A 22,863-nucleotide genomic window follows, 5' to 3' on the forward strand; every position below is an offset into this window, starting at 1 on the left:
GGAATGTCACCTCATTGTATTGCATTAAATTATGCCATGATTTTACGTGCCTGACGCAGTATAAAATTCTTAAAGTCATCCAGGTAAGTAAAGATCACCGGCACCACCACCAAGGTCAGCAGGGTAGAGGTAATCACGCCACCAATCACCGCATGCGCCATCGGTGCACTTTGTTCGCCACCTTCACCTAGCCCTAGGGAAAGTGGCACCATGCCCATGACCATGGCACTGGTGGTCATCAGAATAGGACGCAAACGGGTTTTACCAGCGGCAATAATTGCATCATAACGGTCTTCACCGCGGTCCATGGCCTTCTTGATGAAGTCGATCAGCAGAATCGCATTCTTGGTCACCAGTCCCATCAGCATGATAATGCCGATAATCGAAAATAGATTCATGGTGGAATTAAACAGGAATAAGGCCAGAAACACGCCAATCAGCGACAATGGCAGTGAGGCCATAATTGCTGCAGGATGAATAAAACTGTTGAACTGCGAACCGAGCACAATATAGATAAAGACAATCGACAGGGTAATCGCAGTCAGTGCATAACCTGCGGATTCTGCCATGTCGGCATTGGAGCCTTGAGTGTCGAAACTATAACCCGGTGGCATATCGAAATTTTCTTGCAAGCGGCTGATATCCATCCCGATGTCGCCTGCAGGACGTCCTGAAGTATTGGCCTCGACCAGAACTTCACGTGCCAGATCACGTCGATTAATCTGCGAGGCACCGAGTTTTTCTTCAAATTTGGCCACGCTCGAAAGCGGAACCAGAATTGGTTGATTATTGGCATCGGTTTTATTTGAGGTGATATACATATTCTGTAAATCGCTAGGCAAGCTGCGCTGGTCTTCGGTCAGGCGCAGATTCACATCATAGGTTTCACCTTTTTCATCCTGCCAGGTCGTGACATCATCACCGGCAATCAGCGGACGCACTACATTGGCAATCTGATTGACTGATAAACCTAAATCACTGGCCAAGACGCGATTAATCTGTACATCAAGAGTTGGCTTGGGTTCTTTTAATGAAGTTTCCAGATCGACAATGCCATTAATTTTCGCCATTTCCGTCATAAAGCGATCAGAAATTTTTTGCAGTTCATCCAGATCCGGGCCTTTGATCGAAATCATGATTGGCTTCTGGCCACCAGAAACGGTTTCATCGGCGGATGCCACCGAGGTAATGCTGATTCCTGCAACCGATTGTAGACGCTGGCGGAATTCATTATTCAGGTCATTCAGGGTCTTTTCACGTTCGGTACGCGGCGTTACAGTCACCCGTAAACTGACATGGTTTTTACCGCGGTCAGTTGCGCCATTAATCACCCCATAAGTGGCTTTGACATCCGGATGCTGACGAATAATCTGATCCACCTGCTGCAGTTTGGCTTGTGAATATTCAAGCGATGAATCGACCGGTGTTTCAAACTTGATCCGGATTTCGCCTTTATCCGGAACCGGTACAAATTCTGTACCAATCAGCTTGGATAAACCCAAAGCACCAAATAATGAAGCCGCAGCAATCATTAAGGTAATCAATCTGAAGCGCAAGGCCAGTTTTAATAATTTTTCATAGACATGGCTTAGATTGTCCAGCTTGCCGGAGATCCAGCTAAAGAAATGTTTCACCCGACCTGGTTTTTTGTTTGGATCTTTTTTCTTTTCTGCCCAATGTGCTGAGAGCATCGGGTCCAGGGTAAAGCTGACAAACATCGAGATCAGAACGGCCATACTTACCGTGACCCCGAACTGGTAGAAGAAACGGCCAATAATTCCGCCCATAAAGGCAACAGGCAGGAATACGGCAACAATGGTCAATGTCGTGGCCAGTACGGCTAAGCCAATTTCTTTGGTGCCATCGAGCGCGGCAGTGACATGATCTTTGCCCATATCGGCATGCCGGACAATATTTTCACGCACCACAATCGCATCATCGATCAACAGACCAATACTCAAGGACAGCGCCAGCAAAGTCATCATATTGATGCTAAAGCCAAAGGCCCAGATAAAGGTCAGCGTGCCCAAGAGTGCAATGGGCAGAGTCAAACCGGTAATCACAGTTGAACGGAAAGAACCCAGAAAAAGTAGGACTATCAGCACGGCCAGTACCGCACCTTCAATAATGGTGCGGGCTACATCGCCAATGGTGCCGCGGATACTTTTGGAGGAATCTACCACTACTTGTAAAGTAGTGCCTTGTGGAAGCTGCGCCTCAATACTTTCTAAAGTTGCGTAGCTCTTGTCTACTACTTCGATGACGTTTGCATCTGAACTACGCAAAATATCAATCGCTACTGCAGTTTTGCCATTCAGAAAAGCTGCGGATTCCAGCTCTGCCTGACTGTCTTGAATATTAGCCACTTGTCTGAGGAAAATTGGTATGCCGTTTTTATTGGCAATGACCAGATCGCCAAAAGCAAGGGGATGCAGCACTTTGGAATTGATTTCAATGACCAGTTCCGAATTACCCGATTTAAGCGTCCCCCCCGGGACTTCAATATTTTCGGCCTTTAAGGTATTGATCACGCTATCTACACCAATGCCAAAGGCTTGCAGTTTTTGCGGTTCCACCTGAATCCGAATCTGGCGCTGCGCATCACCAAGCAGATTGACCGTTCCCACCCCAGGGACTGTGCGCAGTTGTGGCACAATCCGCTGATCCAGATAAGAACTGAGCGCTTTTACATCCATATTGTCGGATTCAAATACGATCGACATCACCGCATTCGCCGTCGGGTCATAACGTTCGACAATCGGCTCCTGAATCTCATCACGAAATTCAGCAGTTACAGAAGCGATTTTATCCCGCACGTCCTGAGCTGCTGTGGTAGATGTCACATCCAGATTAAATTCAGTGGTGATGATGGACAGGCCTTCACTGGACTGGGAAATGACCTGTTTTAAACCGGAAATGGTATTGATCTGATCTTCAAGTTTTTTGGTAATTTCCGATTCAACCGTTTCCGGAGAAGCACCCGGATAGTTGGTATAAATCACCACAAAAGGGAAATCGACATCAGGGAATTCTTCAACGCCCATCCGCTGCCATGAAGCCAGCCCCAGCACCATCAGGCAGAACATCATCATGATGGTAAAAACCGGATACTTCACACTAATTCGGGTAAACCACATATCAATGATCCTGTGTGAATGGCTTTAGTTGGCGCGAAGGGTGACAGTTTTTTGCAGATCAGCTTCGCTAAACTTCACCCGGCTGACCTGATCACCATTTTCCAGTCCTTGAACCACAGCAATGTTATCGCTATAACGCTGTTCCAAAACCTGTATGTTGACCTTGATAATTTTATTCTGGCGAATTACCCAGACATAAGGTTTATTCTGAATGTCTTGAACAGTATCTAATGGAATCAGCTGGCCAGAAATCTGTTGTGGACTCAGAATGTTGCCTTCGACAAAGGAGCCGATACTTAGCGAGGGAATGGTTTCATTCGGCTTGGCAAAGAATTCGATCTGACGACTGGCCTGATCTGCAATTGGGGAAATCCGGCTAATTACGGCAGTGAGCCGATTTGGATTCCCTTGAATGCTGTATTCGACTTGACTGCCCAGTCTTAAGTCTGATTGCAGATCACTGGGTACGCGTGCCTGAATTTCCAATCGTTTTGGATCGACAATTTCAAACAGGGTTTGTCCAATCGCCACGGTTTGACCCGGTTCGACCTGACGTTGGGTAATCACGCCACTGATCGGGCTGGTCATGATGCCATCACGATCTGCTTTCTGGGCAATATCAACATTGGCTTGCTGGGCACGAACATTTTCCAGCTGTGCCTGATAGTCCACCTGACTTTGTTCATATTCTACTTTTGAAATAAAACCCTGATCGAGCAGGCGCTTTTTACGCTGCATCATATTGCGGGCCTGATTGGCTTGCGCTTGAGTTGAGGCCAGATTCGCACGTGCCTGTGCCAGACGGGCTGCATTGTCCTGATTATTCAGGCGTACCAGCACTTGTTCCTTGACAACTGTTTGACCTACCTGCGCGTTTACGCTGGTGGCAGTAGCAGAGACCTGTGCTTGTATGCTGCTTTGATTGACTGCACGAATGGTGCCGGTGAATGCAGTTTTTTGAACTGAATTGCCAGATTGAACTGCAACTAGATCTTGAGGAATGACTTCAATGGATTTGGGTATTTCGGTTTGCTGGACGGGTTCATTTTTATCACAAGCCACTAAAAACATATTTAAGCAAAGTGCACTCATGATCAGGATAGAGCGCGGGGAAGGCATATTTAAATCATGAGAATGCTGTGCAGTTTGCATAAGAGTCCTTTTAGCTGGCTGTGAATCAAAACCACAACCAGCTATTTGTATTTATTCAAGTGCTTTTAAACGGGCGATAATTTTGTCGTATTCTGCTTCCAGATTTCGATAGCGACTTTGTAAAGACTGAATATTTTCTTTTTGGGAAACGAGATTTTTCTGGTTGTTGTCTAGCATGGTTTTTAGATGTGCCGGTGTGGTTTTACCTTTACGTAAATATTCACGTTCCTGACGTACGAACATGACCCGATCTTTTTGCAGTTGCTTCATTTGTTCTTGCTGAAAATCAATCTGTTTTTTTAACTGGACCAGGCTATCGTTTTTTTTCTGTAAAGCGGTCTGGCTATTGCTATAAGCACGCTTGAGTTTATGATCTTCGGCAATCCGCTTAGCCTGTTGAGCACGCTGTGGCGCCTGTCTGATATCCGCTTCGGCATTATAAGGACGCGCACGTTTAATGACCTGCATATTCTGGTCAAGTGCTTCATAACCATAACGGATATGATTTGGTGTGACGTTAGTACTGATATTGGCCACACCCTTGCTGTCATAATAACGATACCAGGTGGCTTTTTGCGGGAGTTGGTTGCTACTCGCGCACGTTAAGCTCACCTGTAACAGTAGCAGCACAACAACAATGAATTGACCAGTCATTTTATTTTGATCAATGACAGCAAGTTTTCTTAAAAACTGACTCATCATTGGCTCCCCGAATTTAAAGTTGACTAAATTACTTATTTTAAAGTAATAATCTTGTTATATTAGACTTAAATTTATCAATAAAAAACTACCGTTAGTCAAAAAAAAACCAATAACGATAAGAAAATGTGAAGCTGTTATTAAAAATAAATGATTTTGTCTACTTGTGTAGAAAATGTTCATTGATAATACAAGTGACTTTATGTTAAAAATGTTTATCGATCGTAATAAAATAATCCTATGAGCCTTATGGCATATAGTTTCTAAAATGGGAAGGGTTAAACAAATGGACGATAAATTCCAAAATCTAAAAATTATGGTTATTGATGACTCAAAGACCATTCGTCGTACTGCGGAAACTCTTCTTCAACGCGAAGGTTATGAGGTCATTACTGCAGTAGACGGTTTTGAGGCTTTGTCAAAAATTGCCGAAGCAAATCCAGATATCGTTTTTGTAGATATTATGATGCCGCGCCTAGATGGTTACCAAACCTGCGCCTTAATCAAAAACTCTCAGAATTACCAGAATATTCCTGTGATTATGCTATCAAGTAAAGATGGCTTATTTGATCAGGCCAAAGGTCGTGTCGTGGGTTCAGATGAATACCTGACCAAACCTTTTAGTAAAGATGAATTGCTCAATGCAATCCGTAACCATATTAGTGCTTAATATTTGATTTTTTTGGGGAATTGGCATGGCACGTATCCTAATTGTGGATGACTCACCGACAGAAACTTTTCGCTTTAGAGAGATTCTTTCTAAACACGGCTTTGAGGTGATTGAAGCAGCCAATGGCGCAGATGGCGTCACCATGGCACAGGCAGAATTGCCGGACCTAGTCCTGATGGATGTGGTTATGCCGGGCGTGAATGGTTTTCAGGCGACCCGCCAGATTGCACGTGGTGCAACGACCAAACATATTCCAATCGTGATTGTGAGTACTAAGGATCAGGCCACTGACCGTGTATGGGGCAAGCGTCAAGGCGCAGCGGATTATCTAACAAAACCAGTCGATGAAAAACAATTAATAGATGTAATTAAGCAGCACCTCAATGCAGGATAAGCTCTATGGCAGCAAATGGATTTATCGAATTGCTTCGCATTGCGAAACGGGGGAATAAAAACTACGTTTCCAATGGCAATGAAGTTAACCGATGGTCGGGCATTGCTTTTGAGATGATGGGGCAATATTTTGTTGCCCCGCTGGGGGAAGTATCAGAAGTGATTTATCCCCCAGAATATACGCCGGTACCCAAGACGCAAGCATGGGTGTTGGGTCTGGCGAATATCCGGGGAAGACTGTTATCGGTTTCTGATCTGACGCAGTACGTATCAGGGCAAAGCAGTCAATTTTCACCGACTCAAAAAGTATTATGTATCAACCATAATGACCAGTATGTGGGTTTGGTCGTAGATCAAGTTTTGGGTATACAACATTTCAATAAGAAAAGTTTCTTTTCGAAGAAATCTGAATTGGATAAAAACTTACAAGAATATTGTCAGGGGTTTTTCCATCAGCACAACCAGCAGTGGCATGTGTTTTTATTCAGTCGTCTGTTGCAAAATCCAAAATTTATGAACGCATCTATAAAATTTATAAATTAAATGTCGCGCTCGAAACTAAGCAAGGCGTCAACCGGGGAGAGGCTGCATGGGCTTTAAACTTAAAAAGAAAAATACAGGTGAGAGCACTGGCCGCAAAGGCGGTAATGCTTTTTTAGCTAAGATTCAAACGCAAGTAGATCAGTTATCACGTGTCTTCGGTGATAGTGAGAAATCAAAACCGCTGATCTATGGAGCAGCAGGCTGTCTTTTAGCCGCACTGATCACTTTATTGTATCTTTTTTATAGTGTTCCACGTACCAACGAACTCACTCAAAGTCTGGGTGATTTGCGTCTCCTCTCGCAAACGATTTCGCGCCAAGCGACTGAAGCGACAGCTTCGGGTACGCCTGAGGCCATGAAGAACCTCACTGACTCGCAAAAAGCTTTTGCTGAAAATCTTGAGACAGTTAAAAGTATTCACTCTAACAATGATGCGTTGCAAGCTGTTGATAAACAGTGGACAGAAGTATCCAGCAGTATTGATCTGATTACCTCGCAACAAAAGATTATTAACCAGTTATACGACACCAACATCGCGATTGGTGAAGCGATTCCGGGGATTCAGGCGGAATATAACTTGATGGTCGACCAGATGGCACGTCAAGATATGCCATCGAACCAGGTGGTTATTGCCAAAAACCAGGTATTCATTGCAGAACGTATCTTACGTTCAATCAGTTTGGTACTGACAGGTAATGATGGTTCACGTGAATCTGCGGATGACTTCAGTGCCGATACCGAAACTTTTGGTTCTTATCTGAATGCACAGTTAAATGGTTCTGCTGAACTGGGTGTACAGCGTATTGCTGATCCAACCCTGCGTGAATCTCTGGAAGGCATCAAGGCTGAATATGATGACGTACTGGAATCTGCATCAGCGATTATTCTGAAAAACTCTACACAGATCGTAAAAGTTCGTCAGGCAGCCGCATCTATTTTTTCTCAATCTGATGTGCTTTTGGACAACCTGAATAAATTATCGGGTAACTCAGGTCTTAAAACGGTTGTTCCGGCAGTCCTTCTGATCGCATTATTAGTCGGTTTCTTGCTGTGTGTATTCAAGTTGCTTTCTCTGCGTGGCTTGTCGGATAAGCAGCGTGTAGGCCGTTTACAAGAAGAGTATGACCGTAACCAGAATGCGATTTTGCGCTTACTGGATGAGATTGCCGATCTTGCAGATGGTGACTTGCGTTCATATGCAACAGTATCTGAAGACTTTACTGGTGCGATTGCCGACTCGATTAACTTTGCGATCGATCAGTTACGTGACCTGGTATCGCGTATTACTGAAACTTCACAAGAAGTTGCGCAATACACCGCGACTACACAAAGCATTACCAACCAGTTAGCTGAAGCATCTGAGCATCAGGCACAAGAAATTGCCGGTGCTTCTGCAGCGATTAACGAAATGGCACTGTCGATTGACCAGGTATCTGCCAACGCCGATGAATCAGCAGTGGTAGCAGAGCGTTCAGTACAAATTGCTGCAAACGGTGCAGATGTTGTACATCGCTCAATTGAGGGTATGGACACGATTCGTGAACAGATTCAGGAAACTTCAAAACGTATTAAACGTTTGGGTGAATCTTCTCAGGAAATTGGTAACATCGTAGCCTTGATTAACGATATTGCCGACCAGACGAACATTCTGGCATTAAACGCAGCGATTCAGGCGTCGATGGCCGGTGAAGCAGGTCGTGGTTTCGCGGTCGTAGCCGATGAAGTACAGCGTCTTGCGGAACGTTCAGCTTCTGCAACTAAGCAGATTGAAGGCCTGGTAAAAACCATTCAAACGGATACCAACGAAGCCGTTATTTCGATGGAACAAACTACATCGGAAGTTGTACGTGGTGCGAACTTGTCTAAAGATGCCGGTGTAGCACTAGATGAGATTCAAACGGTATCGAACAACCTGGCGAAACTGATTGCGAACATTTCTGATGCTGCGAAACTACAGTCAGCATCTGCAGGTCATATTGCGACCACGATGAATGTCGTACAGGAAATTACCTCGCAAACCACCAGTGCAACCTTCGATACAGCACGTTCAGTATCTGAACTGGCAAACATGGCCGATGCATTACGTGAATCTGTATCTGACTTTAAACTACCAGAATAAAGTCAGACATGATGGGGAAATGTGTCTTGACCGCGGTTGAGACACATTCAGAAAATACAGATAAAGCCTCGACAAGATGTACTTAACTTCATACGTTAGGTATCGCGTGACGGTCACAATTAAGTTTGAGCGCCCTTCTTGGCGGCATAACGTAAGAAGCATGAGCTATGAAAGAAATATTAAAAAATTTAGTTGAAACGACAACGCTTCCTGAAGATAGTTATCTTGACCAAGATGCAGAAATTCTTGAAATTTTTGTTGAGGAAATCGAAGAGATCTTCGTTGAGTTAAATGCTTTATTTCCAGAATGGTTGAGCAATCCAGATCATCAAGAAAATCTGAAGACCATTCGCCGCCATTTTCACACCCTGAAAGGTTCAGGCCGCATGGTCGGGGCAAAATCGGCAGGGGAAATGGCCTGGGCGGTTGAAGATACCTTAAACCGGGTTTTGTCCGGTTCGATTCAGCTAACACCGACGGTACAGAAATTTGCCCAAGCGGTACTGAATGTCTATCAATATGCTTTATATCCAAAATTCAAACATGTACAGCAATTGGATCTCGATCTGCGTCCAATGGTGCTGTTGGGACAACAATTACAACAACAAATTTCGCCTGAACCTGCATTGGAAGAATTACTGGCATTGGCAGATCATTTGACCGCTGAAGGTCAGATGACAGGTCTTGAGCTTGCAGACAATGAGCCAAGTGAAGTTGAGCTAACAATAGCGCCAGTAGAAGTACCGGTTCGCAGTGATATCGAAGAAACTGTAGCGATCTTTATTGAAGAAGCAGAAGAGCATCTGGATACGATTGCTACCTTCCTTCGCACTGAAGATGAAAAATCACAAGATTATAATGCGCTGATTCGTGCGATTCATACTTTGCGCGGCAGTTCATCCATGGCGCAGATTGACCAGATTTTTGAGGCCAGCTCTAAAGTAGAGCATCTGTTCAAAACCCTGCTGCAAGATGAAATTGTCTCAACCTCAAAAGAAACTGCTTTACTGATTCAGTATGCCGAGTTTGTCAGTGACTATCTGCATTTGCTACGTCAGGGCAACACTGCAAAACTGGATGCGGTATATGCCACCTTTGAGCGTGTCTGGAATGATTATGGCTTTGCAGTTACTGAAACCAATAGTATTCAGACGCAAGGCTTGGTGTCCAAACTGGTTGAGCTGGATATTGATCTGTTATTGGATGCCGAGTTTGAATTTGATAAACGCGCCCAAGTCGATTATCCGGAATATATTCAGGCACTCAGCCAGCAGGCTGCGGAATTGCTGGCACATACAGAAAGCCGGGCAGCGCAGGGAATTCATGAATTCACTGCCGATCTGAAATCGGCTTATGATGCGCTGCTTGAAAAGCCAGTGCTGCTAAACAGCGATTATGCTTATGAACTGTTCGCACAGGCGCATCAGGAATTTATTCATTTATTTGATACCTTGGCCGCAGGACAGCGCGTCATTCTGAATGATGAAATTCAAAAAATACTCAGTGAACTGTCTGCATTTGTGCAGCAGGATCTGGAAATATTTGCTGAAGATAATACCAATCAGAATTTTGAGCTAAGCTCAGAGGCCACACAGGTGGCTGAAACTGTCGCGACTGGCAGTGTCGATTTTGCTGGCTTGAGCCAACGCATCGCTGCGGATCGTCAGCAGCAGCAAAGTGCTGAAACCAACCGTGATTTTGATGAAGAATTACTAAGTATCTTCCTGGAAGAAGCGGATGAATTGCTGGCAGGCATTGATGAAGATCTAAATACCTGGAGCAAAAAACAGGACGATACAACCTCGCTGAATAATCTGATGCGTCATTTGCATACCTTAAAAGGTGGTGCAAACATGATCGCAGCATCGCATATCGGTTTGATTGCGCATGAACTGGAAAGTATTTATGAGCGGGTGATCCGTCAGCAAATTGCCGTGACACCTGCTTTAATCCAGATTATTCGTCTGGTTCAGGACAACATTTCCGATCGTATTCAATCTATTCGGGAAGACGGTATTGATTATCCTGCACCAGAAGCGATTGCGATTCTGCAAAATATTCAGGCATTGGTTTCTGGACAAGCTGTTGCTGCTGTGGAGAGCGCGAACACTGGAGTTAAAGTTACAGAGGTCGAAGCGACATCAATTCCTGAACCGCAACTTGAAGAGTCAGCAACGACTGAACAGCCTGCAACTGATCTGGCTGAAGCTGAAGAATTACTGGAAATCTTGGAATCTCCTGAGGCCACTGAAGACACACCAGTAGAACGCTCTGAAGAAGACGAACTGAAATCGATTGTTGAAGAATCTTTCCTTGAAGAATCCGAAGAGATTCTGGCGAATGCCGAGAAACTCCTCAATCAATGGTTTGATCAGCGTAGTGACCGTAGTTTATTGCTGCAATTACAGCGTGCTGCCCACAGTATCAAGGGTGGTGCACGTATGATTGATGTTGAAGAAGTGGCCAGTATCGCCTATGAGCTGGAAACAACTTTCGAACAGTTTGCGGTCTATCAATTTAACTCGAATGCCTATGATGGCTTATTGCAGAAAACGCTGGTCTGGTTAAGACAGGCGATTTTCCAGCGTGACTATAACGGTTTTGAGCCGCTGCACAGCAGTCTGAAAAAGATTGCTTATGTGGATGTTACTGCGCAATTGCCTGAGCGTCTGGCGAAAACAGATAATCTGGTGGTCAGTACCGACTTCGGCTTTGTTGAAGGTGATGGTACTGAGCCGCCACAGATGATGGGTGAGTGGGCGAATAGCGGCACCAGCGATAGCAATAACGAGATGATCCGTATCTCTGCTGATCTGGTCGAGAAGATGATTGACCTGTCCGGTGAGAACTCGATTAACCGTTCGCGTATCGAGATGGACTTGGGCCAGCTGGGCAATACCTTGAACGAGATGGAATTGGCGATCAAGCGTCTTGCAGATCAGTTACGTCGAATGGAAGGCGAGCTGGAATCACAGATTATTGCCAAACACGGTTCAGAGAACTCGCGCTATGCTGACTTTGACCCGCTGGAAATGGACCAGTATTCGTCGCTCAACCAGCTGTCTAAATCACTGGCAGAATCTGCATCAGATTTGGTCGACTTCAAGAGTACACTGGCCGACAAGATTCGCGAAACTGAAGGTCTGTTATTGCAACAATCCCGTATTCAGGCCGAGATTCAGGAAAGCCTGATGCGTACCCGTCTGGTTCCATTTGATCGGATGTTGCCGCGTTTACAGCGTATCGTGCGTCAAACCTCGACCACCTTGAACCGTCCTGCAGAACTGATCGTACAGAATACCGAAGGTGAACTGGATCGTAACATTCTCGAGCGTCTGGTCACCCCATTTGAGCATATGCTGCGTAACGCGATTGACCATGGTCTGGAAGATACTGCAGATCGTATCGCACTGAACAAGCCGGAAGTCGGTTCTATTGTCTTGAACATCAGCCGTCAGGGAACCGATGTAATTGTGTCCTTTAGTGATGATGGTAAGGGGATCGATGCGGAGAAGATTCGTGAAAAAGCGCTGAGTCTGGATCTAATCAAAGCGGATCAAGTCATTGATCAGGAAGAAATCCTGCAATTTATCTTCCATCCTGGTTTCAGTACCGCGAAAGCAGTGACCCAGATTTCTGGTCGTGGTGTCGGTCTGGATGTGGTACAAAGCGAGATCAAATCACTGGGCGGCCATGTGTCAGTGAGCTCGGAACTGGGCAAGGGTACGGTCTTTACGATTCGCGTACCGACGACCGTAGCGGTCAGCGATGCCTTGATGGTGAAAGTGGGCGATCAGCAATATGCGATTTCTCTGGCGCAGATTGACCGAATTGTGCGTATTGCACCGACCACATTGGAAAGCTATTTCAACAGTAAAGATGACTATTTCAAGATCGATGGCGCAAACTATAAGCTGCGTTATCTGTCTGAGTTTGTTGGCAACCAGCCGATTCCACGTCTGAATAATGTTGGTCATTCATTGCCGGTGCTGTTGATTAAAGGTAATAGTGGTCAAACCATTGCCTTGCTGGTCGATCAGTTGGTCGGTTCACGAGCGCAGATTGTAGTAAAACCGATTGGACAGCAGTTTGCCAACGTCGGGGTAGTGGCCGGTGCCACGATTCTGGGTGATGGTCAGGTCTGTCTGATTCTCGATGGACAGAATGTTGCCCGCCAGATTCAGGCGACACAGCGTGTCAAACAGCTGAATGATCAGCGTGATGGTTCGCGTAATTCAAATGCACGTCGTCTGGTGATGATTGTCGATGACTCGGTGACTGTACGTAAAGTGACGTCGCGTCTGCTTGAACGTCAAGGCTATGATATTGTCACTGCCAAAGATGGTGTGGATGCGATCGAGCAGCTTGAAAACGTCAGACCGGATCTGATGTTGCTGGATATCGAAATGCCACGTATGGACGGTTTCGAAGTGACCAATCTGGTTCGTCACCATGATATTCACCGTGACTTGCCGATTATCATGATTACCTCACGTACCGGTGAGAAGCATCGTGAACGTGCATTCAGCCTAGGTGTAACACATTATATGGGTAAACCGTTCCAGGAAGCGGAACTGTTGGCCAATATCCAGCAACTGATTGCTGAAAAACAGAGGTAATATATGAGTCAGACCAATTCAAGCAATAAAATGGCTGATCAGATTAGCCAGCAGGAACTTCAGCATTTGATTACGGTATCGACCGGATTTGTTGATGCCTATATTATTGATTGTCATGGCAAAGATCCGATGTTATTGCCACAAAACATTGTCCTGTCAGCACTGGATAGCAATACTCAGGTCAAAACTGTAGAATGGCATGAGGCACAGTTACCGGTCTATGCAGTGAATGATCCGTCACGTCAAAATGGGGTGGCACTGGTGATTGAGGGGGATGAAATTACTCAGCGCTTTGCCCTGATGTGTAATGAAATGCCGAAAACCATCCGGATTCGTATTTCCGAAGTGGTCGATGTCGATCAGCCGGTGAATGATCCTGCCATCTTTCAATATGTGCGCATGAACGAACAGCTGTTCCATATTCCGAATATGACCAATATTCAGGCTACAATCGGGCTGTAATCCAGGCTATAAAATATAAAAAAGGAACTCCATGGAGTTCCTTTTTTATTGCGTTATGAATTTACTTAATTGGCAAGTAAATTCACGAGAATCTGCTCATAGATTTCAGCCAATGGCTCTAAGTCTGCAATATCGACATGTTCATTGATCTGATGAATCGTGGCATTCAATACGCCAAGTTCCAGTACCTGTGCGCCGGTAGGGGCAATAAAGCGGCCATCTGAGGTACCGCCCGAAGTCGATAGTTCAGTTTCAGTCCCCGTCACATTCAGAATGGCGGTTTTAGCTGCATTTACTAGTTCATCAACTGGCGTCAGGAAAGGCAGGCCAGATAAAGTCCAAGAAATGTCATAATCCACACCATGACGATCCAGAATTTCTAAAGTACGTGCTTTAAGTTCTTCAGCGGTCACTTCAGTTGAATAACGCCAGTTGCACAATAGGTTCATGGTGCCGGGAACTACGTTAGTTGCGCCTGTACCCGAATTGATATTGGAAATCTGGAAGGTCGTCGCCGGGAAATATTCGTTGCCATGATCCCAGACTGTGTCGCACAGTTCAGCAATGGCTTTGGAAGCGGTATGAATCGGATTCACGGCCAGATGCGGATAAGCCACATGACCCTGTTTGCCTTTTACAGTCAGGTTGGCATTTATTGAACCACGACGGCCATTTTTGACAATATCACCCAATGTATTGGTACTAGACGGTTCACCGACCAGACACCAGGTGATTTTCTCATTACGCGCTTCCAGTGTTTCAATCACTTTCACCGTGCCATTAATCGACGGACCTTCTTCATCTGAAGTGATCAGGTAGGCAATCGAGCCTTTATGGTCTGGATATTTTTCTACAAAACGTTCTGTGGCAACTACCATAGCTGCTAAAGCGGTCTTCATGTCGGCACTGCCACGACCATAAAGTTTGCCTTCACGGATTTCAGGTAAAAAAGGATCTGAGTTCCAGGCATCCAGATTACCGGTTGGCACGACATCGGTATGGCCAGCAAAACAGAAGACCGGACCTTCTGTGCCTTTGCGTGCCCAGATATTATCTACATCTTCAAAGCGCATGGATTCAATGTTGAAACCAATCTTCTTTAAACGTTCAGCCATGATGTTCTGGCAGTCATGATCAATCGGTGTGACAGAAGGCTGACGTAATAGTTGCAGGCTTAAATCGAGGGTAGCGGAAGAGCTCATACGGTATTCAACAGTCGATAATTTTTTCGGTTCTATAATAGGCGAATATAGACGTGAATGTGAACGACTGATATAAAAAAACCCTATCTGAGATAGGGTTCTGTGAGCGTTTAGGAAAAAACTAGTTTTGACGGATTTCGTCAGAGGTTTTTTCAGCAGTATTGGTTACCGCATCGCCAGCCTTAGACACATCTTTGCCCATGCCTTTTACGGTGTTACAGCCAGTCAATACAAAAGCCATCATTAATGAAGCAGCAAGAATTTTTTTCATCATCATCTCCGTATAATCAATAATAAAATTATTATGATGTGGGACTTAGAGTAGAAAATATACGCTCTAAAAAATATGTGGTTTTCATAGTGCTTCGGTTAATAAATGTAATGCTTTATAGGGGCTTATGCGATGGATGCTGGATCAGCACCGGATTGCGATACATATAAAAGTCATCACTATCGAGTTTTTTATAAAGTCCATCCGTCCACCAGATCGCAGCTGAACTGCTCGGCCGGGCTTGCGGATAAATCCATTCATGTCGTTGCAGACGATAGAAACCGTGCTGTGCAGCAGGAATATGCTGTCCCCATACGCCCAGCCGACGCTCGGTATTGATCCATGAGGGAATTGGCTGATCGGCATGATGTGTAGGCAAATACAGCTGTCCCTTGAGGACGCAAAACCGTCTTTGAATGGGATGCTGCAAAGCCTCATCAAACTGGAATTGTTTTTGTGTGAAATGTTTCATTTTTCTGATTAAAGTATCGGTGCGGTTTAGGCCATACCAATGCGGCAGGCTAAAATCTGCTTCGGCCAGATAATATTTCAATGCCACTTCCCAATGTTCAATCTGTCCTGTATCAGTATTTAATAGCAGAAAATCCAGCTCACCCAAGGTTTTGGCGCCTTCAATTTTTTGCAGACTATGGCCAAGCAGCCGATAGGGATGGTAAGCATCATCGAGCAACCAGAACCAGACCAGCATTTCAAAACGCAGCCCCAAACGTGTGCTTTTTAGTTGCTGTACAAATTCGATTAATTCTTTTGGATGCTGATCAAGAAATTCCAAGCGTGGATGATAATGGTTAAGATGTCGCTGCCAGGTCTGGCTGTCATGCAACTCAAAACGATGTATGAGCTCAAGTTCATCTGGAACATGGGACAGGATATTCGGACTGCCAACAGCAAATGCTAGCTGCCGCACCAGAGGATGTTGATGACGTTGCCATGCTTCTACAAGATTTTGGTTTAAATTGGAAAAGGGCATAGGACAACCTGTGAAAAGTGCAGAAATACAACGGACAGTATCGGAAAACGCTTTATACTACCTGAATTCTGCGGCTAGGGTTGATGTATGAAAGTGTTGTTTTGGCGAAGTCTGGTGGTGCTGTTTGTGATCCTGGGCTTTATCGGTGCAATCCTGCCGGGTATGCCAACAACGGTCTTTTTGATTCTGGCGGCTTGGGCGGCATCTAAAGGCTGGCCGCAAATGGATGACTGGTTATTGAATCATCCCAAATATGGTCCGACCTTAAGAGATTGGCGCGCGCACGGTACTGTACCGCATAAGGCCAAATGGTTGGCCAGTATCATGATGCTGATCAGCGGGATCATTATGCTGTTTACTACGGCACCCTTGGCAGTGAAAGCCTTTACCAATATTACGATGCTGATCGTCGCGATCTGGTTATGGCGACGCCCTGAACCGAATCAGATCATTATTCAGCAAAATACAGTCGACCCAGAAAAGACAGATTTACAAACTCCGCAATCTGTAGATAGCAAATTAAACCCTATAAAACCAAACAAAATAGAGTCTGAGAATAACAAGTCATGAGTACCTTGCATCTGGATCAAGCCGATATCCTGATTGATCTTGCCCAACAAAAACTGTATCTGCCCCGTCTAAACAAGCAATATCTGATTTCCAGTGGCAAAAATGGCATTGGCGAAACTGAAAATAGTGGCCAGACTCCTCGTGGATGGCACAAAGTCGCTGAAAAGTTTGGTCAGAATGCTCCCTTAAATAGTGTATTTGTCGCACGTCAGGTGACGGGTGAAATTTATAATCCCCAATTGGCAGCAGAATTTCCGCAGCGTGACTGGATCCTGACGCGCATTTTATGGCTGAGTGGCCTTGAGGCAGGTTTTAATCAAGGGGAGGGCTGCGATACCTATCAGCGTTATATCTATATTCATGGCACCCCAGAAACCGAAAAGATGGGAGAGCCGCTGTCGCACGGCTGTATTCGTATGCGTAATCCGGAGGTCGCTGAATTATTTGACCTGATCAGTGAAGATGCACTGGTTTATATCTCAGAACAGACATTAGATCTGGAAAAACTAAATGTTTCGAAAAGCGAATAAAAGTTAGATTTTAAGATCATGTGAAAATGATTTTGTTTTTATGGGCTGAATCTGCTTGATCTTGATGGAGACAGCAGAAAAGATTGATTAATCTGATCCAGATCCTATTTTCATGGCATAGAACAGGTTGAATCATCCTCTAAAGCTTAAATTTATCGCTATTTCCCACTTAAAAATAAATGACAGTTGCAAGATTACATGAACACAACGTCGAGTATTTTAAAGCTTTGTATAATCCTTAATCAGAATTGCAATATGTCGTGTGGTTAGACTGAAACTTCGCAGGGTAAAACACAAAATTTCGCTTCAATTTTCATTTTGAAAATTAAAAAATTTCGGTAGAGACTTAAAAAATAAACAAAAAGTGTTGTTTTTTTTAACAAACAACCTATTTTTTAATCACTCACACCTAAAAAGTGGAAAACATTCCGAAAAGCGTTTGACAGGCTGTGCAGATTCTCTATAATGCACCCATCAAACGATGATAGACGTTTAGAAAGGGCGCTTAGCTCAGTTGGTAGAGCGTCTGCCTTACAAGCAGAATGTCGGCGGTTCGATCCCGTCAGCGCCCACCAAGCTCTTTCATGTTGAGACCTTATAGTTGCAGCGGTAGTTCAGTTGGTTAGAATACCGGCCTGTCACGCCGGGGGTCGCGGGTTCGAGCCCCGTCCGCTGCGCCACTTTAAGATCTTGATTTTCGTTTGCCACAATAGCGACATTGTGTAAATGCAGCGGTAGTTCAGTTGGTTAGAATATCGGCCTGTCACGCCGAGGGTCGCGGGTTCGAGCCCCGTCCGCTGCGCCATTTATACGATAGACCTTTTGAGGGCGCTTAGCTCAGTTGGTAGAGCGTCTGCCTTACAAGCAGAATGTCGGCGGTTCGATCCCGTCAGCGCCCACCAGATTCTTTTGCGATGCAGCGGTAGTTCAGTTGGTTAGAATACCGGCCTGTCACGCCGGGGGTCGCGGGTTCGAGCCCCGTCCGCTGCGCCATTTCAAAAGAAATTAAATTGAGGTCCCTGAGCCTGAATTTAATAAACTAAAGATTGACACTCTTTATCAGGGCGCTTAGCTCAGTTGGTAGAGCGTCTGCCTTACAAGCAGAATGTCGGCGGTTCGATCCCGTCAGCGCCCACCAGATTCTTACGATGCAGCGGTAGTTCAGTTGGTTAGAATACCGGCCTGTCACGCCGGGGGTCGCGGGTTCGAGCCCCGTCCGCTGCGCCATCTTAAGATGAAAAGCTTGGATTTCTGAGATCTGAGTTTTCAAGATACCAAGACTACATTCCTTGTTGGTCTTGCGTCATTTAAAACAACGTTGTTGTTTTTCTCAGGGCGCTTAGCTCAGTTGGTAGAGCGTCTGCCTTACAAGCAGAATGTCGGCGGTTCGATCCCGTCAGCGCCCACCATATCTTCTTGCTTCAACTCGATTTATTCCTTAGAATCTGATTCTATTATAATAATATTAAGATTTCACGATTATGAGAAATCCCTATCAGCGCAAAGCCGCGACCAAATCCCAAAAAACTGCTTTCGATCCTCAACAGCTTTATAAGCAATATATTGAAGCCATTGTTGCCAATGCTGGCATTTTTGCACTCTACCAAGATGGCTGGGCCTTATGTGCCACGCCTACCGGACAACGCGCATTTGCCTGCTGGCAAAGTAAAGGTCTGGCTCGACTGCTGATTAAAGACAATTGGGCAAATTACGAGATTCAGGAAATTGGTCTTAAGGATTTTGTAGAGAAAGTCATTCCCTTTTTACGTCAGGAAAGTACCATTGTTTCGCTTGATCTGACCCCGGAAGGACAGAATATTCTGGTGGCACCGGAAAAATTATTACTCGATATTAAAAATTATCTGTATCAGATTTATGTGCAAAAACCTGAACTGTTTAAAAATCCGGATATGCCTTTGCCTAGGCAGATCCGTTTAAATTAAATTTATTGTTTTTAAAACAGCTTGTTTATTGGAACAATGAATATTCATTCAGTAGCCAGCCACTAATCAAAGCAAAATATTCGCGTAACCAGGAATTATAGCGAACATTCTGGGGTGTGCTGGCACTCAGGCTGATGACTTGTTGATAACCCTGATGTCTGGCAATGGCGCGAGCACGAGGGCTGTGAAAATCGCTGGTGACAATCGCAATTGGCTCATTTCGATCAATATGTTGCTGTTTTAATATTGCCTGAGAATATTGCAGGTTCTGTTGGGTACTCCTGCTTTGATCTTCTAGGCTAATGGGGTTGTTGAGCTGCGGATAGTTCGTATGGATATAACTTTGCATGACTTCAGCTTCGCTCTGTCTCTCCCAGAAATTTCGTCCACCGGTCATAATGATTAAAGTCTTCGGATATCGTTCTGCATATTTTGCTGCGGTATCCAGACGATTTTTTAAGATGGGTGAGGGCTGACCCTGATTAATACCACTACCTAATACTAAAATCGCTGCAGCAGGTCGTGCCGGAACAGTCGGGTTGATTGACATCTGGATATAAGCGAAGAAAGCAGCGACACTGATGATCCAGAATAGAAATCCGCCCCAGAGACTGTTCCAGAACAAGGTTCTGAATCGGGAATTCTGTTTCCAGCGCTGAATAGATGAAAAAAACAAGGCATACAGGATGAATGCCACCCCAATGAAGGTAGACAAGGCAATAGCAAAATGCCTCTGACCTTGGCTCAGTAACCAGACGCTATTGAGACATAGAATCAAGCCAAAGATCAGGCTAAGACTTCGTTTAAGTTGATTGAGCATCCAGAGTTCCTTTTTTCTTATTCATATTCTTATTATTGCTTTTGTATCTTCAATAAAAACCGGGCCATTGAGCCCGGTTTTTAGCATATCAGGTTATCTTAATATACATCACGGCGATAACGTCCATCCAGACGTAATTGATCTAGCATTGTTTCACCGAGAATCTCGGTCAGGGCCTGATCCACATCGCTGGCCATACCATTGATGCTACCACAAACATAAATCACCGCACCTTGTGCAATCCAGGCTTTTAGTTCTTCAGCCTGTTCACGCAGTTTATGGTGTACATAGACTTTTTCCTGCTGGTCGCGCGAGAATGCAAGATCGAGACGTTTCAGGGTTCCCATTTGCAGCCAGGCCTGAATGGTTTCTTCAAAGAAGAAGTCATGTTCACGCTGACGTTCACCAAAGATTAGCCAGTTCTGGCTATAGTCCTGACGGTTACGCGCACTGAGCAGACTTAATAATCCCGCAATCCCGGTACCATTACCAATACAGATAATCGGGCGGTTGTCATCAATCAGGTGGAAAGACTCATTGCTGCGAATACGCAGTGCAATGGGTGCATTAAGCGCTGAATGTTGAGTCAACCAGCCGGAACCCAATCCCAGATTACCACTAGCATCGGTTTGCTGACGTACCACCAGACGTAAAACCTGCTGGCTTGGAATACTGGCAATGGAGTATTCACGTGTTGCCAAAACCGGTAATTGCGTGAGGAGCTGATCCAGAGAATCAAAAGGTTCAGCCTGAGTCAGATCACGATCCCAGAGTGCCTGTTCAATATTCTGTTGCATAGAAGGTACTTGTGTACCCGCTGCTATCTGGTGCTTTTGCATAAATGCATAAATACGTTCTGGGCTATTTCCTGGCTGAATCTCGGCAATATCACCTGCTTGCCAGATGGCTTCATGTTCAGGGGTCAGTTCGATATTGAAAGCAGGCGCACCCAGACTACCCGGATTGAGGACTTCACGTTTACTCAAACTCCAGCGATCAAAGGTCTTATCGATACTCATCGCTTGTAGCTCAAGTCGAGTGACTTGTGCCAGTGCAGTATTCCATTGCTGGATATGCTCGTTATTGGCATTGTCGACTTCAATTGTATTGAATAGCTGCTGGGCACCATTCTGTTTTAACCACTGATCAATACGGTGACCAAAACTGCAATAGCTGTCTGGATATTCCTGAGAACCTAAGGCCAATACCGCATAACTTAAATGGCTGAGATCAGCTTGTGCAGACAGGATTTTTTTCTCAAAAGAAGAGGCCAGATCTGGCGCTTCGCCTGTGCCATAGGTGCTGGCAACAAATAATACCTGTTCGGTTTGCTGTAAATCGGCAAGCGTCAGTTGTTGTACCGGCTTCACTGTTGCCGGTTGACGTGCTTCCTGCAGGGCAGTTGCTGTACGCCAAGCCAGTTGCTCAGAAACCCCTGTTTGTGAGGCATAAGCAATGAGCCACGGTTTAGCATTTTCATTCAGGTTCACTAAAGTCGCACCCTGACGTGCTGCGAGTGTTAAGCGTTTCTGTTTGCGACGTTTCAGATAGAGCATCCAGCCGGTCACAAAGAACAATGGCATTAACAAGGCTGCGAGCATGGTAAAGAACTGGTAGATCGGACCGAAAAAGCTGCCACGATGCACCGGTAACATGCTGCTCATGATTTTTTCGTTGAGCTTTTTATCTTCATACAGCTCGACTTCGCTAAATTCTATTGTCTGGTAATTATAAGTAGCACTGTTTCGTGCACGCTCATGTTGAGCGATCGGATCCACAAAGCTCAGCTGCATTTCGCCATCCGGTTTTTTTGGAAGGTTAAACGTTACGGTAGAATACTTATCTGAAAATTCAGTGTTAAAGCCAATCCAGCTCTGGTCTAGTGCACGGACAGTAGTTTCAGGGCTGAGACCTTCGCGTGCTTCACCTTCAGCACGTGGGCCACGTTCGCCGCCTGGATGTCCTTCACCACGGTTATTGCCGGCATTGGCCTGCATTTCCGGTTGCGGACGCTCTACACCCAGTACCTTAAACATGCCATTGCGCCACCAGTCATAAGACCAGTACAGGCCGGTACAGGCTAAAATCAGGTAAAAAATCACCACCCAGGTTCCCACAACAGCGTGCAGATCCCAGATAAAATTACGGCCTTTCAGCTGAGGTTTTACAAAGAACCATTGCTTGATCGAATGACGTTTCGGCCAGCGCAGGTATAGACCTGACAAGACAAAAAAGATCAGCATCAGGGTACAGGCACCGGTAATCTGTTTACCTACTGGACCAACCGTCAAATTACGATGCAGTTGCTGAATAAACTGGAAAAACTCCCGACCCTTAATCTCTGGTAAGACTTCCGCAGTATACGGGTTGATCATGATGTTCTGACCACGCCGTGCGCCTTCTTTAGCGACATTCACGGTACTCGAAGCACTTGGATCTTGTGCCACGGTAATACTGTTGATCTTCATGTCAGGCGCAGTACGGTTAAAGTGCTGATACAGCTCGGCAGGCGTGAGTTTGTCACGTTGCTGAACCTGAACCGTATAACTGTCGCTATTCATCCATTTTAATATTTGTTGTTCATAGGAATAGATTGCGCCAGTGACCCCCATTATCGAGAGGATTAAACCTGCTGTAATCCCCAGAAACCAGTGGATTTGGAAAAATGTCTTTTTAAACATGGTCGTCAGATTAAGGGTGAGATCTATAAAAGTGGCAAAATTATAACTGAAGTTTAAGCTC

General features: G+C 45.2%; 16 protein-coding genes, 8 tRNA genes and 1 pseudogene. 17 read left to right on the forward strand and 8 right to left on the reverse strand.

Annotated features, from left to right (window positions below):
* Positions 1-29 precede the first annotated feature (29 nt).
* The 3 genes from ACP7AK_RS04020 to ACP7AK_RS04030 are packed head-to-tail and all read right to left on the reverse strand — an operon-like array spanning position 30 to position 4,988.
* Positions 30-3,137: an efflux RND transporter permease subunit gene (locus ACP7AK_RS04020; RefSeq protein ID WP_044111486.1), complete on the reverse strand. Its 3,108-nt coding sequence runs from the start codon at positions 3,135-3,137 to the stop codon at positions 30-32.
* A gap of 24 nt (positions 3,138-3,161) precedes the next feature.
* The gene (locus ACP7AK_RS04025; RefSeq protein ID WP_364482127.1) at positions 3,162-4,289 is read right to left on the reverse strand and encodes an efflux RND transporter periplasmic adaptor subunit; all 1,128 of its coding nucleotides are present in this window, start codon (positions 4,287-4,289) and stop codon (positions 3,162-3,164) included.
* Positions 4,290-4,340: 51 nt separating this feature from the next.
* Positions 4,341-4,988: a hypothetical protein gene (locus ACP7AK_RS04030; RefSeq protein ID WP_425878959.1), complete on the reverse strand. Its 648-nt coding sequence runs from the start codon at positions 4,986-4,988 to the stop codon at positions 4,341-4,343.
* A 286-nt stretch (positions 4,989-5,274) separates the two neighbouring features.
* Between ACP7AK_RS04030 and pilG the strand changes: the two genes are divergently transcribed.
* From pilG to ACP7AK_RS04060, 6 genes are all read left to right on the forward strand, one after another.
* A complete protein-coding gene (gene pilG / locus ACP7AK_RS04035) occupies positions 5,275-5,658 on the forward strand; it encodes a twitching motility response regulator PilG (RefSeq protein WP_004280711.1) in 384 nt (127 codons plus the stop codon).
* A 25-nt stretch (positions 5,659-5,683) separates the two neighbouring features.
* Positions 5,684-6,052, forward strand: a complete 369-nt coding sequence (locus tag ACP7AK_RS04040) for a response regulator (protein ID WP_004280710.1) — start codon at positions 5,684-5,686, stop codon at positions 6,050-6,052.
* 5 nt (positions 6,053-6,057) lie between these two features.
* Positions 6,058-6,594 (forward strand): chemotaxis protein CheW, encoded by a 537-nt coding sequence (locus ACP7AK_RS04045; protein WP_004280709.1) that lies wholly within the window; start codon positions 6,058-6,060, stop codon positions 6,592-6,594.
* A gap of 46 nt (positions 6,595-6,640) precedes the next feature.
* Entirely contained in the window at positions 6,641-8,713 is a 2,073-nt protein-coding gene (locus ACP7AK_RS04050) for a methyl-accepting chemotaxis protein (protein WP_005106253.1), read from the forward strand.
* Between the two features lie 167 nt (positions 8,714-8,880).
* Positions 8,881-13,332 carry an Hpt domain-containing protein gene (locus tag ACP7AK_RS04055; protein WP_425878731.1) on the forward strand — a complete coding sequence of 1,484 codons (4,452 nt, stop codon included), beginning with the start codon at positions 8,881-8,883 and terminating at the stop codon, positions 13,330-13,332.
* A 3-nt stretch (positions 13,333-13,335) separates the two neighbouring features.
* Positions 13,336-13,794 (forward strand): hypothetical protein, encoded by a 459-nt coding sequence (locus ACP7AK_RS04060; protein ID WP_425878733.1) that lies wholly within the window; start codon positions 13,336-13,338, stop codon positions 13,792-13,794.
* 65 nt (positions 13,795-13,859) lie between these two features.
* Here the strand turns inward: ACP7AK_RS04060 and dapE are convergent, their stop codons facing one another.
* The 3 genes from dapE to ACP7AK_RS04075 form a co-directional block, all read right to left on the reverse strand.
* On the reverse strand, positions 13,860-14,996 hold the full coding sequence (gene dapE, locus ACP7AK_RS04065) for a succinyl-diaminopimelate desuccinylase (RefSeq protein WP_425878735.1): 1,137 nt from the start codon (positions 14,994-14,996) through the stop codon (positions 13,860-13,862).
* A 121-nt stretch (positions 14,997-15,117) separates the two neighbouring features.
* Entirely contained in the window at positions 15,118-15,270 is a 153-nt protein-coding gene (locus tag ACP7AK_RS04070; RefSeq protein ID WP_004280704.1) for an entericidin A/B family lipoprotein, read from the reverse strand.
* Positions 15,271-15,382: 112 nt separating this feature from the next.
* The gene (locus ACP7AK_RS04075) at positions 15,383-16,258 is read right to left on the reverse strand and encodes a DUF1853 family protein (RefSeq protein WP_425878737.1); all 876 of its coding nucleotides are present in this window, start codon (positions 16,256-16,258) and stop codon (positions 15,383-15,385) included.
* Positions 16,259-16,345: 87 nt separating this feature from the next.
* On the opposite strand from ACP7AK_RS04075, the pseudogene ACP7AK_RS04080 reads away from it, so the two are divergent.
* The 11 genes and pseudogenes from ACP7AK_RS04080 to ACP7AK_RS04130 all read left to right on the forward strand — a co-directional run.
* Positions 16,346-16,699 (forward strand): annotated as a pseudogene (locus tag ACP7AK_RS04080) (YbaN family protein); the annotation flags it as partial.
* Positions 16,700-16,824: 125 nt separating this feature from the next.
* Positions 16,825-17,358, forward strand: coding sequence for a cell wall-recycling L,D-carboxypeptidase ElsL (elsL, locus tag ACP7AK_RS04085; RefSeq protein WP_004280701.1), 534 nt, complete (start codon positions 16,825-16,827; stop codon positions 17,356-17,358).
* 499 nt (positions 17,359-17,857) lie between these two features.
* Positions 17,858-17,933 (forward strand) — tRNA-Val (locus tag ACP7AK_RS04090).
* A 28-nt stretch (positions 17,934-17,961) separates the two neighbouring features.
* Positions 17,962-18,038: transfer RNA gene (locus tag ACP7AK_RS04095), tRNA-Asp, on the forward strand.
* Positions 18,039-18,086: 48 nt separating this feature from the next.
* Positions 18,087-18,163: transfer RNA gene (locus ACP7AK_RS04100), tRNA-Asp, on the forward strand.
* A 21-nt stretch (positions 18,164-18,184) separates the two neighbouring features.
* Positions 18,185-18,260: transfer RNA gene (locus ACP7AK_RS04105), tRNA-Val, on the forward strand.
* 14 nt (positions 18,261-18,274) lie between these two features.
* Positions 18,275-18,351: transfer RNA gene (locus ACP7AK_RS04110), tRNA-Asp, on the forward strand.
* A 69-nt stretch (positions 18,352-18,420) separates the two neighbouring features.
* Positions 18,421-18,496 (forward strand) — tRNA-Val (locus ACP7AK_RS04115).
* A gap of 12 nt (positions 18,497-18,508) precedes the next feature.
* A tRNA-Asp gene (locus tag ACP7AK_RS04120) sits at positions 18,509-18,585 on the forward strand.
* Positions 18,586-18,691: 106 nt separating this feature from the next.
* Positions 18,692-18,767: transfer RNA gene (locus tag ACP7AK_RS04125), tRNA-Val, on the forward strand.
* A gap of 72 nt (positions 18,768-18,839) precedes the next feature.
* The gene (locus ACP7AK_RS04130) at positions 18,840-19,301 is read left to right on the forward strand and encodes a DUF2750 domain-containing protein (RefSeq protein ID WP_005104048.1); all 462 of its coding nucleotides are present in this window, start codon (positions 18,840-18,842) and stop codon (positions 19,299-19,301) included.
* A gap of 25 nt (positions 19,302-19,326) precedes the next feature.
* Here ACP7AK_RS04130 and ACP7AK_RS04135 read toward each other — a convergent pair whose 3' ends face one another.
* The gene (locus ACP7AK_RS04135) at positions 19,327-20,121 is read right to left on the reverse strand and encodes a YdcF family protein (RefSeq protein ID WP_005104046.1); all 795 of its coding nucleotides are present in this window, start codon (positions 20,119-20,121) and stop codon (positions 19,327-19,329) included.
* A gap of 98 nt (positions 20,122-20,219) precedes the next feature.
* Positions 20,220-22,802 carry a PepSY domain-containing protein gene (locus tag ACP7AK_RS04140; protein ID WP_425878739.1) on the reverse strand — a complete coding sequence of 861 codons (2,583 nt, stop codon included), beginning with the start codon at positions 22,800-22,802 and terminating at the stop codon, positions 20,220-20,222.
* Positions 22,803-22,863 lie beyond the last annotated feature (61 nt).

Origin of the sequence: Acinetobacter sp. TWP2-2-3 (genome assembly GCF_049896445.1) — a bacterium.
Taxonomy (GTDB): Bacteria; Pseudomonadota; Gammaproteobacteria; order Pseudomonadales; family Moraxellaceae; genus Acinetobacter.